Genomic DNA, 13,553 nt, shown 5'->3' on the forward strand with positions numbered 1-13,553 from the left:
ATGCCTGTTTATCAAATTGATGGTCTGACGCCGGTCGTACCTGACGAGAGCTATGTTCACCCGACGGCGGTACTCATTGGTGATGTGATCCTGGGGAAAGGTGTTTATGTCGGCCCGAACGCCAGCCTGCGCGGAGATTTTGGCCGTATTGTGGTGAAAGATGGCGCGAACATTCAGGATAACTGCGTGATGCATGGTTTCCCTGAACAGGACACGGTGGTGGAAGAGGACGGACATATCGGCCACAGCGCGATTCTGCATGGCTGTGTTATCCGCCGTAACGCACTGGTGGGAATGAACGCTGTGGTGATGGACGGCGCGGTGATTGGTGAAAACAGCATCGTCGGCGCGGCGGCATTTGTGAAGGCGAAAGCGGAAATGCCCGCAGGGCATTTGATTATTGGCAGCCCGGCCAAAGCGATTCGCGAGTTGAGCGAGCAGGAACTGGCGTGGAAAAAACAGGGTACAAGGGAATATCAGGTGCTGGTGGAGCGCTGCAAGCTGACCATGCACCAGGTAGAACCGCTGCGTGAAGTGGAGCCTGGGCGGAAAAGGCTGACGTTTGATGAGAATTTAAGGCCGAAGTCGGCGGTGTGAGGTGAGATAATGAAGCAGGGGCGGATGGAACCGACCCATGCTGCGGTTATCTGTACAGTTGCAATTAAATGAGGCTAATTATTTAATCCCTGGTGCCGATAATCTTTTTCTCTGGTTATATATGAAGGAACATGTATGCATTACGCACGGCCTCTTATTCGCCCTCTGTTTTTACTTTCTCTGTTGCCGTTTTCTTTTGCTCAGGCCGCTGAAAAGCCTGAACTTATCGGCGGTGGCATTAACCCCTTGTCTGTTACCCGCATCCACGATCGTGTGAGTTATATGGTGTCGTTAAACTTCAATAACGGCAAAACAGCGCAACAATGGCGTTCAGTGGATTGTAAGCAGGGTAAGTCCGAGCGTCTGTACAAGGATTTACTGGATGATGAAGGGTTAACCAAAGTCCGTTTTTACGGCGACAGCTACATGCGGTATGCGCCAGCACAGGATGATAAGCTGATGACGGCAGAGGATATCCGTAAGATCTGCCAGCTACCGGTAAAAGAACCTCTGTGGGAAAGATTATCAGCCACGTCTGCAACGGGCATTACCGATCTTGTCGATGTTAACAGCATTCATCGCGTTGGCGACATTTTAACGGTACGCATGGGATATGATTTTGCCGATATCATCTGGGAACCGCCTTATGACGCGCCGCTTGAATTAAAGATTGAGCACTATTTCTATAATTGCAAAACCCATCAGGGCGACGCTGTCGCTGCAATGAACTTCGATGGCCAGGGTCACGTAACGGACTCACTCATCACGGCTGATATTGTTCGCCGCAAAAGTAGCTTCAAGATTGACGCTCAAAAGGCACAACACTTTGAGCAACTCTGCCAGCTACCTGCAGGCAAAACCTTCACCGCTGAAGGGCGCTTTGTACCCGCGGTGAACAAGTCAGCATCCACGTTGATGGGGCCCTCAATGCCCGATCTGAGCAATAATAATCCGCAATGGCTGAGTAAATACCCCCTTTCTGCTGCTATTGATCGCCAGGTGCAGGCATTGATCAAATCCTGGGCGATGCCGCGTTTTAAACAGGTTCGTTACACCGAAGTCAGCGCGCTCGGTAAGATTAAAGTCCAGTTGGATGCGCAATCGGATGGTTATATACGTAAGCTGGAAGATTATGGCATCTGGACGGTTCAACGTTTAACGCTGGCTAATCTGTTGCAACTGAAATTCGCCATGTCCATCAGTAGCGGTGCCATGTTGCTCAACACATTGCAGACGGATCTGCATTTCCCGTTAGTACAGGGTCAAAAATATCAGGCTAAATTGGAAAATATTGATGCGGATAAGAAAGTCACATCGTCAGCGATGCGCTGTGAAGTGACGGGGGAAGGGGATGCGCAGCGTATCGCACCTGAGTTTAGTGGGAAATATTTGTTAGTTGAGTGTCACGAAAGTAATGAGGGGCAACCGGATAACAGGAGCAAATTAGCCTGGCTGCAGGATCTCAATATCTTCGTCCCTGTTGCTCAGCAACTGGGCGATAAGCCTGAAAGGTTGGTGACGCTGGAAAATGTGAGTGTGACGCGATAATCAATAACCAGGCCTTACCGAGCTATTATGAAATAAGGACATAAAATGACCAATTCAGCGTTTCAGTGGACGTGCATTAAATGTGATAAAGAGATCCCACAGCATCTTGAATATTGTTCTGAGTGCGAAGAAAAACGATATCGCAAAATAGGTGGTTTGTTATATCTGCCATTTATCAATATGCTGTTTATCGCTTACGCCTACTTTAACTCTATGGCAGTAACGTTAAGTGCCGGGATGGAAACGGTAGGTCGTCTTCCGCTCTCCCAGACGACCTATCTCTTTGTTGCTAGTGGGATTAACTTAGTTTTCCTGCTCTTTATCATCTATATTGTTTCTCTGTTTTTGCGGAAAAAGAAAGAGTTACCTCTGGCTTATTGTGCTTTGCTTGTTTCGGGTATCGCTCTGATGCTAATTGACAGGGTCGCCACTTCTTACATTTTTCCGCAGATCTCCCTGAATATGGCTCAGATAATGCCTATTATTATGCATGTGATATACGCTTGTATCTGGATCCCGTACTTCCGTACCTCCGTTCGGGTTAAAAAGACGTTCATTTGGTAGACGAGGCTGGCCGCCAGTACACGATAGGGAAGCAATATTTTTTGGCGTTGTTGGGAGGTCATCTCAGCAACCCAACCAATATTGGGTGTCTCCCACATATCCGAAAGTATGCTAAAATTTGTACAGCGATAAGCCGAAGATAAAACGTCGCAATTTCAGCGCGTTAGCCAAAGTGAGTGATTATGGATAATAGTCCACATGAACAGACAGTTTGGAAAAGATACCGCGCATGGTTGAGGTGCGGTAGTTTTTATCTGGTTGCATTGCATTGTTCTGCAGATGAAATAAACCTGTACTCAATAAACACGGGTTCATACGTCTATCATCTTACAAACAATCACGGACAATATACTGAGAATTTTGAGAATAACTTTATATCCGTGGAGAGGAAGTTCTCGGATGATTCGAAATATAGCTTTGTGCTAGGCACAATGAAAAACAGCTTTGATAACAGATGTCTGGCTGCCGGCGTCAGAAGAGACTGGGCAGGGTGGGATAACGGTTGGGTTTTTAAAGGGATATATGGATACGTCGGTGAGTTTTTCTTTGATGCTTTCAGTGATTGTGGTGACCATGGGTCATACCATGATTTCAAAAAAGTAACAGGAATCGGCTTTTCTCCCTACATATACCATGGATTTCAATACAATTTTACGTCTTATTTTGGGATGGATGTGGGTATTATAATTCCATCCGTATTTGTCATTACAGCACAGTGGAGCTTTAGATGAATCCTTCACCTGGTGTGACGACATTATAGAATGAAGTGATGTACCACCTGTTGATTGTGCGACATATAGTAACATCCTTCTCTCCGCTTTATCGCAGGGCTGCGACAGCAGCCCTTTGAAAATTCTGGTAATATTCGCCTTCAACCCGTTTGGGGTTATATAACACTACCGGTTTCACCCTCACTCGCAGTCTCTTTGCTTTGAATGAAACGGAGTGCCAGATAGAGGTCTGGCGCCAGAATCATTTCATCATCATTGATAGTTGGTCGACTTTCTTTGAACCAGCGTGTTAATTCCGTTTTCCTGCCCGCCAGGATGAGCTTAATCTGCCGACCCTTCAGGTCACGCTTTAGCTCATTAATGGTTGCCAGGACACTGATATCTGAATAGGTGAAGCAGGCAACGGCATCAATGACCACCCATTTAGGCTGTTCTGCTGCGCCTTCAACTAAGTTCAACACGCGGCGTTTAAAATAAGCCACATTAAAATAGGTCAACGGTGAGTTAAATCGATACATCAGCACGCCCGGAACCATTTTGATATCGGTGGTATTCCCTAGTGAGTGGATCATGCCATTTTCGTCTGTTCCCAGTAAATGCTCAGAGGGGCGAAAGACGGTACGCAGGAACTGTAACAGGCCAAGCAGCACCGCAAGGCCGATCCCCTGAATAACGCCGATAATTAAAACACAACCAAACGTGAAAAAGGCCAGGCGAAATGCCTGTTTATTTCTTCGTCTCAGGTTCCATAGCCCACGCAAATCAATTAATGACCACGACGCATACATTAGAACAATGCCTAAGGCAGAGACCGGAATAAATTGTAAGGGTTGGGTGAAAAAGAGTAATACGACTCCAATGATTAAGGCTGCGACAATGGATACCAGCTGACTTTTTCCTCCAGTGGAATCATTAACCGCGGTCCGGGAATCGGCCCCACTAATAGCAAACCCCTGAGATAACCCCGACATGATATTCGCAATACCCAGCGCTCTGAACTCTGCATCAGCATTAATTTCATAGCCATTTTTCGCGGCAAAACTGCGGGCGGTCAGCATCAGACTGACAAAACTAACCAAAGCCAGGTTCAGCGCCGGGATCACTAAATCACGCATCGGGCCCGGCTGGAACGCCACCCAGTTAACGACCGGTAAACCGGGCTGGAAGCCTTCCCCCCCAATAGTGGCAATACCATACTGTTGCGCAGATGTCCCCCATACCAGAAACGTCGTAATCACGATGGCAATCAACGGTGCGGGCCAGTGGCTGCGAAACGTTTTGATCGCCATTAAAATCGCTAACGTTAAAATGGATATTCCTAAGGTTAATAAATGGCTCTCTGAAATTCGGCCCGGTAAGGCAATAATTTTCTCAATAACCTGCGCTTCATCAAGCTTGATCCCGAAAACCTTGCCTAATTGCCCGACAATAATCGTCACGGCTACGCCATTAAGCAGGCCAGTCAGAATAGGGTGAGAAAGCAGATCGGCAAGGGCACCCAGGCGAAATTTACTGGCAAGCAGACACCATCCGCCCATCATCAATGTCATGACGATCGTCAGTTGCCAGTGCAGTTCGGGATTTCCGGCAGAAAGAGGAAACACGACGGCGGCAATCACCGCGCAGGTCGTTGCGTCGGGGCCAACAATAAGCTGACGTGAAGAGCCAAACAGCGCATAGGCTATCATTGGTAAAACGCATGAATACAGACCTACGATAGCCCCAACACCCGCCAACTCAGCATAAGCAATAGCAACGGGCAGTGCTACAGCCGCAACGGATAACCCGGCTTTAACATCATGTTTTAACCAGCTTTTATCGTAGGCTAATAAATTTTGTAACCCTGGCATGTAGTTTAATAAAAATTTTCCGAACACGTTTTTCTCCGGATATTGATCTTACCTACGTAATGATGGCACGCTTCTAAATAAAATTTTTGTTTTAAAATGGTTCCAGGCTTTGCCGGCATTGACAGTTGTTACTCTCAGGAGCTCGATATGACCACCTTTTATCAATTTTCTGCTACCAGTCTGCGCGGCCAGGTTATCTCAATGGCTGACTATGCTGGCAAACTGGTTTTGGTGGTGAACACTGCCAGTCAGTGTGGATTCACGCCACAATACTCTGGCCTTGAGGCGCTCTACAAGAAGTATGCTGGCCATGGGTTTGTGGTGCTGGGTTTCCCCTGTAACCAGTTTGGTAAGCAGGAACCCGGCGGTGCTGATGAAATCGAGCAGACCTGTTATATCAACTACGGTGTGAGCTTCCCGATGTTCGAGAAAGTAGAGGTCAACGGCAATGCCGCGCACCCGGTGTTTCGTTACCTGAAAAATGAATTGCCCGGGGTGCTGGGTGGACGGATCAAGTGGAATTTCACGAAGTTCCTGATAGGTCGCGACGGCACACCGCTTAAGCGTTTTGCACCGTTCACGACGCCGGAGAAAATGGAAGCCTCCATCCTCGCCGCCCTCAAGATCTGAGTGTTCCCGTTATTCGAGATATTTGCTTCTGGCGTACTTTCGGCAAACGGCAGGTAGTATGACCGCCCGTTGACAAGGGGGCGTATACAATACCGCAAGGGATAAACTGATTGAAGCCGTCGCGTAAAATCACTTATTCTTTGCCGTTTAAACATGCAGGAGATGCGTCATGATCGGCGAAACGCGCGGGCGGGGAAGACCACGAAAAACAGAAAGCACCTATGCAGATACCCGTAATGATCTGATCCGCAGCGGACTTGAACTCCTGACGCAGAATGGTTTTCTTTCGACGGGAGTCGATGCCATTGTCAAAAATGCCAGTGTTCCAAAAGGCTCATTTTATTATTACTTCAAGAGCAAAGAGGAATACGCCCAGACCGTTCTGAGTGCTTACGACAGTTTCTTCGAGCACAAACTAAAAAAACATCTGCATGCGCCATCCTGCGCACCCATGTTACGTCTGGAAAATTTTATTCACGATGCCTGCGACGGGATTAAAAAGTACAATTTCACCCGGGGCTGCCTGGTTGGAAATATGATGCAGGAAAGTCCGGGGCTTCCACCCTCCTTTATTAAACAGCTACAGGATATTCTTGAAAGCTGGCAAGCGCTTGTGGCGACCTGTTTGTCCGATGCATTATCTTCCGGTGAAATATGCTCTGATATGAATGACAAACAACTGGCCGCTATTTTCTGGAGTGGTTGGGAGGGGGCTGTAATGCGTGCCAAACTTTATTGTTCCACCCAACCTGTGTACGACTTCTGGAGCTACTTCAAAACGTCTGTACGCTATCAGCCCTCGCAGGATGTGGCACCTGAACAGTAAAAAGAGAGGGGCTGATAGCAGCCCCTTAAGAGAACGATAATCCTGTCGCTTTAGCTACATTTAATCACTGCCCGGCCACGAACTCCGCCGCTAAGAAGTGCTTCGGCCACCGAGATGGCCTCACTGAGCGGATATACGCTGGTCAGGCTATCCAGTCTGGATTCTGGTAAATACGTAATTGCCTGCTGCCAGATCGCCGCTCTTTTCTCTTTCGGGAACATGACACTGTCAATTCCTTTCAGCGTAACGCCACGCAGAATAAACGGGGCCACATTACCCATCATATCCATACCCTGGGCCATGCCGCAGGCCGCAACAATACTGCCATAGCGAACTCCGGCGCAGGCATTACAGAGCGTGTGACTGCCGACCGTATCAATCGCGGCAGCCCAGCGTTCTTTCTGCAACGGTTTGCCTGGGCTGGAAAGCTCGGTGCGATTAATAATCTCATTGACCCCGACCGTTTTATAAAGCCATTCGGATTCTTCCGGGCGACCGGTAGACGCGGTGACCTGAAAGCCCATTGACGCCAGGATCATGGCCGCAATACTTCCGACGCCTCCGCTGGCTCCGGTAACAAGTACCGACCCATCTTCAGGCTTAACACCGTGGTTCAGCAGGGCGTCAACACACAGCATCGCGGTAAAGCCTGCAGTTCCGATGGCCATGACGTGTTTACTGTTTGCGCCAGCCGGAAGCGGCGTCAGCCAGTCGCCTTTTACCCGTGCCTTTTCGGACAACCCGCCCCAGTGTTTTTCCCCTACACCCCAGCCGGTGAGAAGAACCTGATCACCGACCTGATATTCCGGATGCGAACTGGCGGACACAGTGCCAGCAAAATCGATGCCCGGCACCATAGGGAACTGACGAACGATAGGACCTCGCCCGGTGATAGCCAGGGCATCTTTGTAATTGATGGAAGAGTAGTCAATGTTGACAGTGACATCCCCGTCAGGCAGATCGCTTTCAGCTGTCTCAACAAATTGCGCAGAGTAATGGTCTTCTTTCTTGTTGATTAATAGTGAGTTAAACATTTTTACCTCGTATGTTTGGTTGTATGGCTACCCGTAAACAGCAGTATAATTTCAATATTGACCGATCGTCTAATAATCAGTGCTACTATCCCAGCGTTTTAGCAATATTCAAGAATTGTTTGTTAATTCATCGCATTATCGGGTGAGCTTTTGATTCGAATCAAAATGAGGGGCTGAATGCAGATTATTTTTGCTTGTTTCAGACGTGAACCGGGAAATAAAACACACGTCAGACTCTGTTCAAATAGCGTTGGGGATAATCAGCGGGGCGGTTATCGGGTCAAACCCGCCGGCCTTTGCCAGCGGGGGGGGAACTGAATCCTTACTCCCAGCGTTTCAACAGCAGGCTAGCGTTGACGCCACCAAAGCCAAAACCGTTCGACAGCGCGTAGTTCATCTTCTGAGGACGAGCCGACAGCGCAACCAGGTTCAGGCCTTCCGCGTCTTCATCGGGGTGAGACAGGTTCAGCGTCGGCGGCACTATCTGGTCACGCAACGCCTGAATAGTGAAGATGGCCTCAATTCCGCCGGCTGCACCTAACAGATGACCGGTTGCTGATTTTGTGGACGTAATAGCAACGGGATGCGTGCCAAACAGGCTTTTAATCGCTGCCAGTTCACCTTTGTCTCCTACCTGAGTCGAAGTGGCGTGGGCATTGATATGGTCAATCTCTTCTACTGAGACACCCGCCTGACGAATGGCCATTTCCATGGCACGACGTGCGCCGTTACCGTCTTCCGGACCCGCTGTCAGGTGATACGCATCTGCGCTGGTGCCGTAGCCTACCAACTCTGCCAGCGGCGTGGCACCACGCGCCAGTGCATGCTCCAGCGACTCAATCACGATAAGCCCGGCACCTTCTCCCATCACAAAACCATCGCGGTCGCGGTCAAAGGGGCGAGAGGCCGCTTCCGGCTGGTCATTGGATGCGGTGGAGAGTGCTCTTGCTGCGGCAAACCCGGCAAGGCTAACGCGATGAATCGCCGCTTCTGAACCGCCACAGAGGGCGATATCGGCCTCGCCGCTGCGGATCATTCGTGCAGCATCGCCAATGGCCTGCGCACCTGCCGCACAGGCGGTGACCGGCGCGCCGATGGGACCACGAAAACCATGGGCAATTGACACATGTCCGGCGGCGAGATTGGCAAGAAAAGAGGGGATGGTGAACGGAGACAGGCGACGCGGCCCGCGCTCATCCGTCGTATGTACCGCATTGGCGATCTCGCTGAACCCGCCGATCCCAGTAGCGATGACCGTTGCAGTACGATCTTGTTCTGTCGTTGATGCAGGCGACCACCCGGCCTGCGTCAGCGCTTCACGCGCGGCAACCAGCGCAAATTCGATAAAGCGATCCATCTTTTTACGTTCTTTGGCCGGAATGGTTGCCAGCGGATCGAAGCCGTGCAACGGGTCGTTCTCAATGGACGGAACCTGTCCAGCGACTTTGCAGGGAATATCGTCGACCAACTTCTCGCTAAGCTTTGTAATACCTGACTTTCCTGCCAGCAGCGACTGCCAGACGTGTTGTACACCGCAGCCCAGGGGGCTGACAATCCCCATCCCGGTTACAACAATGCGTTTAGCTGAAACGCCCATAAACAACTCTCCTGTATGAGTAATGTGCCGGCGACTTTTTCAGCAATGAAACCAGCAGCGCGACAATCAAAAAACCGATCATGATGAGGTCAATTACTTCGGGAAATACCTTGCTTCGTTCCTCCCGCTAATTCAGGTCGGATTCATGGCTGGCATCTCTGTAATGTTCGGGTTGGAATTTTTGCGCGCTATCGCCTTCGCGTTTGCGCAGCAGATATTCGTGGCGGTATTTCATCATCGGTGAGGCTGCGGGTCCCGGTACCATGGTGTATTTGCCCGTAACAATCTCCTCACCGGTTGCTTTATCGACCAGGATCGGCTCCACAGAACGCTGGGTTTCACTTTCCACCAATTGCATCTGACGGCCTTCGGGTGAAAAGTGGCGGCTTCCCCATTCCGCCATCGCCAGCAGAACCATGCGAAAATCGCGTCCGCTTTGTGTGAGGTGATATTCGTAGCGCGGTGGTGAACTGCTGTAGCAAATCTTCTCCAGCAATCCGTCATCTACCAGCGACTTAAGACGGCGCGAAAGAATATTGGGCGCGACGTTACTGCTTTTCTGGAACTCGTCAAAGCGGGTAAAACCCGAAGCGGCGTCGCGCAGGATCATGATGCTCCAGCTGTCACCAATACGGCCAAGACTACGGGCGATGGGGCAGGGAGCGTGGCAAAGCAGTTCATTTTTCATGGGCTGACCTGGATGAATAGGTGGCTTTCGCAAGCAAATTGGCATAGTAACTATCAAAATGCAAGTTACTTAAGAATCAATCTGAATGCTGCACTGGTCATTGATGGACGTCTGGAGCTGAGTGTGAAAGGAAAAAAATCTCTGGTACGTCTGGTCAACTTTATGTAGCGAAATCTGGCGTTCCTCATTCTGTAGAACCAGGCAGCTCTGGCATACTGGTTATCATTGATTTACCAGAAACGGAAGTTGCCTGAAATACACTCGAGAACCTTCGATAAAAAAGAAATGACCTTTGGCGGTGAATAAAAACATGATAGCTTTATGGTTGATAGAAGATCTCTCACGCTTTGAGTTAATGAGTGAACTCAGGAATATAAATGATCGATGATATCCGTTACCTGATAGTTTTTGCAAAAATTGTACAAGCTGGATCGATTTCAGGTGGCGCAGACGCTTTAGGGCTTACTACCGCGACAGCAAGCACACATCTTTCTAAGCTGGAGAAAAATCTGGGAAGTGCTTTGCTATACAGAAATACACGCAAATTATCCCTGACACATGATGGAGCAAGTTTGCTCGAAACCGCTAACGCTATGTTAGAACTCTATGAAAAGGGATTTATCGAGTTTAAACAGCGTTCTATTTCAACAAGCAATAAGTTGAATCTTTCTATCCCTGCAGTTTTTATAAATAGTGTATTCACACGCCATCTTGCAGGTTTTATAAAGGAATACCCGGGCGTTTGCCTGAATATTTCTTATTGCGACACGCGCAAAGATATCATTGCCGATAGTATTGATGTTGCATTTCGAATTGGCGAACTACCGGACAGCGCACTCAAAGCACGGCATCTTTTTGTATTGCCCCGACACGTTGTTGCGTCAAAGCAATTTCTGAGCAATTACCCGCCTGTCAACCATCCTGATGACTTAGAAAAAATGCCCTGGATTGGTCTGAGCATGCTGCAGAGCAGTCGAGAATTCAGGCACAAAAATGGCGAGATAGCTGTAATTAAGTATACGCCAACGGTTTACGTTGATAATGTCGAAGCTGCCTATACTCTTGCAAAACATCAGGTTGGAATCGCTGCTCCTCCTTGCTATCTCAGCAAAGAGGATATTAAGCGGGAAGACATGCAGTTGGTTCTCCCTGACTGGTCACTGGAACCACTAAAAGTCTATGCGATTTGGCCCTCAAATATATCTACCAGCAGTATCGCGTATACGTTAATAAATAATATTTACAACTCTTTTGAATCCCATTCATTATGATTGATTTAAAGGTTTGATAATTAAAGGGGTTAAATGTAGTCAGTGTACGAAATAGTTTTTCATTGGGCGAGAAGCATGTAGGAGGCAGTGATGATCAGTGTTCCGCCCATACATAAATTAAAGGCGCGGGTGCGTCCGGCGCTATTAAGTAATGTTGAAATATTCTTCCCAAGAACGGCCCATGCAGCTAATGAGAGATAGCACACTAAAAAATAGGTGGTTATGAAAACTATCATTGGGGAATTGTTTGACGGCTCAGAAAAAAGTACTACTCCAGATGCACAGGCAATCCAGGCTTTAGGGTTGAGCCATTGAAGTAAAAAGCCCTGAATGAAGCCAGGTGCCTCTGATTTTGTTAATGACAACTCAGACTGGGATGAAGCTATCTTATAACCTACGTATATTATAAACGCTGAGCCTGCCACGTTGAGATATTTGAAGAAGAGTGGGTGCTGCTCAATGATAGTATAGAACCCAAAGCCAGTAATAATAAGTAATAGAGTAAATCCTATTGTCGCACCTGAGACGAATGGGAGCGTTCTTCTAAATCCATGGTTCGCGCCTGATGATATAATAACCATGTTGACTGGTCCTGGCGAAATGGACATGGTGAGGGAGAACAAAAACATTGCAAAAAATAAAGTCATTTTATCTCCGTACTCTTATCGACGACTCTGTAATAAAGCAAATTTTTAATGCACGACTACATTCCTGTTATCCTCATAGTCTATAGATAAAAATGGCCAGATAAAGTGGGTTTTCTATAAAGGTGTATTTGATTTTTTCACATAATCCTTTTAATAAACATGTCGGAGATTCAATTAGTTAATTATTATTTGCACGTTTCGCATGTGTAGCCATCAACAATTACTCTTTGGCACCGTAGCCACGGTGTGATCGTCAGCCCGGTAAGCAAACCTTCCGGGCGATCAGCGGAACGCGACGGTCGGGAAATTTACCAGTCAGTGCAGAAACAACAAACCCTGCGACAAACCTCACGGGCAGGAGTGTATTGAACGCGCGTTTGAAGTCATCGCGGATCAAGGTAGCTGATTGTCTGTTTCTAATGGTATAACGTGCTGCGGCAATCGGGTTGCCGTAAGCTAACTACACTCCCAAAGGTTTATATGAAACAAATTACGTTCAGTGACCTGCAGCAACAAAGCGAGCAAGCCGCAAATTCCCCTCGCTTACGCGCTCATCGAAATTTGCACCCTGAGCTCAGCGATCCGGTTCAGCGTCTGGCTATTGCTATGGAACCAGGTACCTATGTTCGTCCTCATCGTCACCCGCACACGTTTGAACTGCTGACGGCTCTTAGCGGGCGCTTTTTAGTACTGAATTTTGATGACAACGGTAACGTGACCCAGCGTGTTGTACTGGGTGAAGATTGCAAGGTGCTGGAGATGGACGCGGGGATCTGGCATGCCGTGTTATCGCTGGATAAAGGCGGGGTCATTTTTGAGGTAAAACACGGTGGCTACCAGCCTGTTGCCGAACAAGATTCAGCCCCATGGGCACCTGCTGAAAACGAGCCAGGTACCGCGGAGCTAATGAAATGGTACGCTCAGGCACAAGTGGGTGACGGTGGTTTTACGCTGTAATGGTGCTCACAAGCCCTTGCAGGAAATCTTCTACCTGAGCAGGTGTCGCTGTATCTGCCTGGAAAAGAATATCGAGCGTGACGTTCTTCAAACCGCAGAAGCCGAAAATACCCTCGATTATCTGCGTCTGAATCGCCGTTGAGTAACCATGCTTATCGAATCCGCTGAGATCGGTGCCAGCAGTTGCTACAAGGCGAACGGGAACGTCACGTAAATTCCCCACAATCCGGCCATCTTCTGCCACCTTGTATGCCCAGTCCAGCGTCAAAACGCGATCAAACCAGCCTTTTAACAGACCGGGGACTGACCACCAGTACACCGGGAAGACAAACACCAGCATATCCGCTCGCTCGACACGCTGCTGCTCGCGCAGAATATCGCCGGGAAGGGCGCTGGGATCGCCGTGATATAAATCAAGATCGGGACGAGACATGGCCGGATTAAACCCTTCAGCATGCAGATCGGCAATTTCAACCTGCGTACCTTGCTCGCGTAATTTCCCGGCAATATGGGTTGCCAGCGAATGGGATAATGAGTTGTCAACAGGGTGAGCCGTCACGATCAATGCGTTATTAATGGCATTTGTAGCAGACATAGCGACCTCGAATGGGTA

14 protein-coding genes are annotated in these 13,553 nt (G+C 48.6%); 8 read left to right on the forward strand and 6 right to left on the reverse strand.

Annotation, left to right across the window (positions count from 1 at the left end):
* The 4 genes from paaY (at position 1) to ACLHV9_RS11525 (ending at position 3,440) form a co-directional block, all read left to right on the forward strand.
* Positions 1-597 carry a phenylacetic acid degradation protein PaaY gene (gene paaY, locus ACLHV9_RS11510; RefSeq protein ID WP_028017538.1) on the forward strand — a complete coding sequence of 199 codons (597 nt, stop codon included), beginning with the start codon at positions 1-3 and terminating at the stop codon, positions 595-597.
* Between the two features lie 135 nt (positions 598-732).
* Positions 733-2,145: a hypothetical protein gene (locus tag ACLHV9_RS11515; protein WP_407220475.1), complete on the forward strand. Its 1,413-nt coding sequence runs from the start codon at positions 733-735 to the stop codon at positions 2,143-2,145.
* A 45-nt stretch (positions 2,146-2,190) separates the two neighbouring features.
* Complete coding sequence (locus tag ACLHV9_RS11520; protein WP_028017536.1) at positions 2,191-2,709, forward strand: DUF2569 domain-containing protein; 519 nt, start codon at positions 2,191-2,193, stop codon at positions 2,707-2,709.
* 182 nt (positions 2,710-2,891) lie between these two features.
* The gene (locus tag ACLHV9_RS11525; protein WP_256125007.1) at positions 2,892-3,440 is read left to right on the forward strand and encodes a hypothetical protein; all 549 of its coding nucleotides are present in this window, start codon (positions 2,892-2,894) and stop codon (positions 3,438-3,440) included.
* A gap of 155 nt (positions 3,441-3,595) precedes the next feature.
* Here ACLHV9_RS11525 and ACLHV9_RS11530 read toward each other — a convergent pair whose 3' ends face one another.
* Positions 3,596-5,317 (reverse strand): SulP family inorganic anion transporter, encoded by a 1,722-nt coding sequence (locus ACLHV9_RS11530; RefSeq protein ID WP_407220476.1) that lies wholly within the window; start codon positions 5,315-5,317, stop codon positions 3,596-3,598.
* A gap of 120 nt (positions 5,318-5,437) precedes the next feature.
* On the opposite strand from ACLHV9_RS11530, the gene ACLHV9_RS11535 reads away from it, so the two are divergent.
* Together ACLHV9_RS11535 and ACLHV9_RS11540 are read left to right on the forward strand one after the other, a co-directional pair.
* A complete protein-coding gene (locus ACLHV9_RS11535) occupies positions 5,438-5,920 on the forward strand; it encodes a glutathione peroxidase (protein WP_028017533.1) in 483 nt (160 codons plus the stop codon).
* Between the two features lie 169 nt (positions 5,921-6,089).
* The gene (locus ACLHV9_RS11540) at positions 6,090-6,746 is read left to right on the forward strand and encodes a TetR/AcrR family transcriptional regulator (RefSeq protein WP_108089985.1); all 657 of its coding nucleotides are present in this window, start codon (positions 6,090-6,092) and stop codon (positions 6,744-6,746) included.
* A gap of 50 nt (positions 6,747-6,796) precedes the next feature.
* Here the strand turns inward: ACLHV9_RS11540 and ACLHV9_RS11545 are convergent, their stop codons facing one another.
* The 3 genes from ACLHV9_RS11545 to ACLHV9_RS11555 form a co-directional block, all read right to left on the reverse strand.
* Positions 6,797-7,780 carry an MDR family oxidoreductase gene (locus tag ACLHV9_RS11545; RefSeq protein WP_407220479.1) on the reverse strand — a complete coding sequence of 328 codons (984 nt, stop codon included), beginning with the start codon at positions 7,778-7,780 and terminating at the stop codon, positions 6,797-6,799.
* Positions 7,781-8,102: 322 nt separating this feature from the next.
* On the reverse strand, positions 8,103-9,377 hold the full coding sequence (gene fabF, locus ACLHV9_RS11550; protein ID WP_108089983.1) for a beta-ketoacyl-ACP synthase II: 1,275 nt from the start codon (positions 9,375-9,377) through the stop codon (positions 8,103-8,105).
* Positions 9,378-9,504: 127 nt separating this feature from the next.
* Complete coding sequence (locus ACLHV9_RS11555; protein ID WP_407220480.1) at positions 9,505-10,065, reverse strand: winged helix-turn-helix transcriptional regulator; 561 nt, start codon at positions 10,063-10,065, stop codon at positions 9,505-9,507.
* A 377-nt stretch (positions 10,066-10,442) separates the two neighbouring features.
* On the opposite strand from ACLHV9_RS11555, the gene ACLHV9_RS11560 reads away from it, so the two are divergent.
* Entirely contained in the window at positions 10,443-11,336 is an 894-nt protein-coding gene (locus tag ACLHV9_RS11560; protein ID WP_108089982.1) for a LysR family transcriptional regulator, read from the forward strand.
* Positions 11,337-11,395: 59 nt separating this feature from the next.
* On the opposite strand, the gene ACLHV9_RS11565 is transcribed toward ACLHV9_RS11560, so the two are convergent.
* The gene (locus ACLHV9_RS11565; RefSeq protein ID WP_108089981.1) at positions 11,396-11,983 is read right to left on the reverse strand and encodes a LysE family translocator; all 588 of its coding nucleotides are present in this window, start codon (positions 11,981-11,983) and stop codon (positions 11,396-11,398) included.
* A 480-nt stretch (positions 11,984-12,463) separates the two neighbouring features.
* Between ACLHV9_RS11565 and ACLHV9_RS11570 the strand changes: the two genes are divergently transcribed.
* Positions 12,464-12,940, forward strand: coding sequence for a WbuC family cupin fold metalloprotein (locus tag ACLHV9_RS11570; protein ID WP_028017518.1), 477 nt, complete (start codon positions 12,464-12,466; stop codon positions 12,938-12,940).
* Here ACLHV9_RS11570 and ACLHV9_RS11575 read toward each other — a convergent pair.
* Positions 12,930-13,535 carry an NAD(P)H-dependent oxidoreductase gene (locus ACLHV9_RS11575; RefSeq protein WP_028017517.1) on the reverse strand — a complete coding sequence of 202 codons (606 nt, stop codon included), beginning with the start codon at positions 13,533-13,535 and terminating at the stop codon, positions 12,930-12,932. The genes ACLHV9_RS11570 and ACLHV9_RS11575 overlap by 11 nt on opposite strands.
* Positions 13,536-13,553 lie beyond the last annotated feature (18 nt).

Origin of the sequence: Enterobacter sp. CPE_E890 (assembly GCF_046521475.1) — a bacterium.
GTDB lineage: Bacteria > Pseudomonadota > Gammaproteobacteria > Enterobacterales > Enterobacteriaceae > Enterobacter > Enterobacter adelaidei.

Bases quoted from the DNA above. Each gene is read 5' to 3' on its own strand.
- ACLHV9_RS11535 (WP_028017533.1), top strand. From the start codon at position 5,438: ATGACCACCTTTTATCAATTTTCTGCTACCAGTCTGCGCGGCCAGGTT.
- ACLHV9_RS11570 (WP_028017518.1), top strand. From the start codon at position 12,464: ATGAAACAAATTACGTTCAGTGACCTGCAGCAACAAAGCGAGCAAGCC.
- ACLHV9_RS11575 (WP_028017517.1), bottom strand. From the start codon at position 13,535: ATGTCTGCTACAAATGCCATTAATAACGCATTGATCGTGACGGCTCAC.
- ACLHV9_RS11520 (WP_028017536.1), top strand. From the start codon at position 2,191: ATGACCAATTCAGCGTTTCAGTGGACGTGCATTAAATGTGATAAAGAG.
- ACLHV9_RS11515 (WP_407220475.1), top strand. From the start codon at position 733: ATGCATTACGCACGGCCTCTTATTCGCCCTCTGTTTTTACTTTCTCTG.
- ACLHV9_RS11565 (WP_108089981.1), bottom strand. From the start codon at position 11,983: ATGACTTTATTTTTTGCAATGTTTTTGTTCTCCCTCACCATGTCCATT.
- ACLHV9_RS11540 (WP_108089985.1), top strand. From the start codon at position 6,090: ATGATCGGCGAAACGCGCGGGCGGGGAAGACCACGAAAAACAGAAAGC.
- paaY (WP_028017538.1), top strand. From the start codon at position 1: ATGCCTGTTTATCAAATTGATGGTCTGACGCCGGTCGTACCTGACGAG.
- ACLHV9_RS11545 (WP_407220479.1), bottom strand. From the start codon at position 7,780: ATGTTTAACTCACTATTAATCAACAAGAAAGAAGACCATTACTCTGCG.
- ACLHV9_RS11555 (WP_407220480.1), bottom strand. From the start codon at position 10,065: ATGAAAAATGAACTGCTTTGCCACGCTCCCTGCCCCATCGCCCGTAGT.
- ACLHV9_RS11560 (WP_108089982.1), top strand. From the start codon at position 10,443: ATGATCGATGATATCCGTTACCTGATAGTTTTTGCAAAAATTGTACAA.
- fabF (WP_108089983.1), bottom strand. From the start codon at position 9,377: ATGGGCGTTTCAGCTAAACGCATTGTTGTAACCGGGATGGGGATTGTC.
- ACLHV9_RS11525 (WP_256125007.1), top strand. From the start codon at position 2,892: ATGGATAATAGTCCACATGAACAGACAGTTTGGAAAAGATACCGCGCA.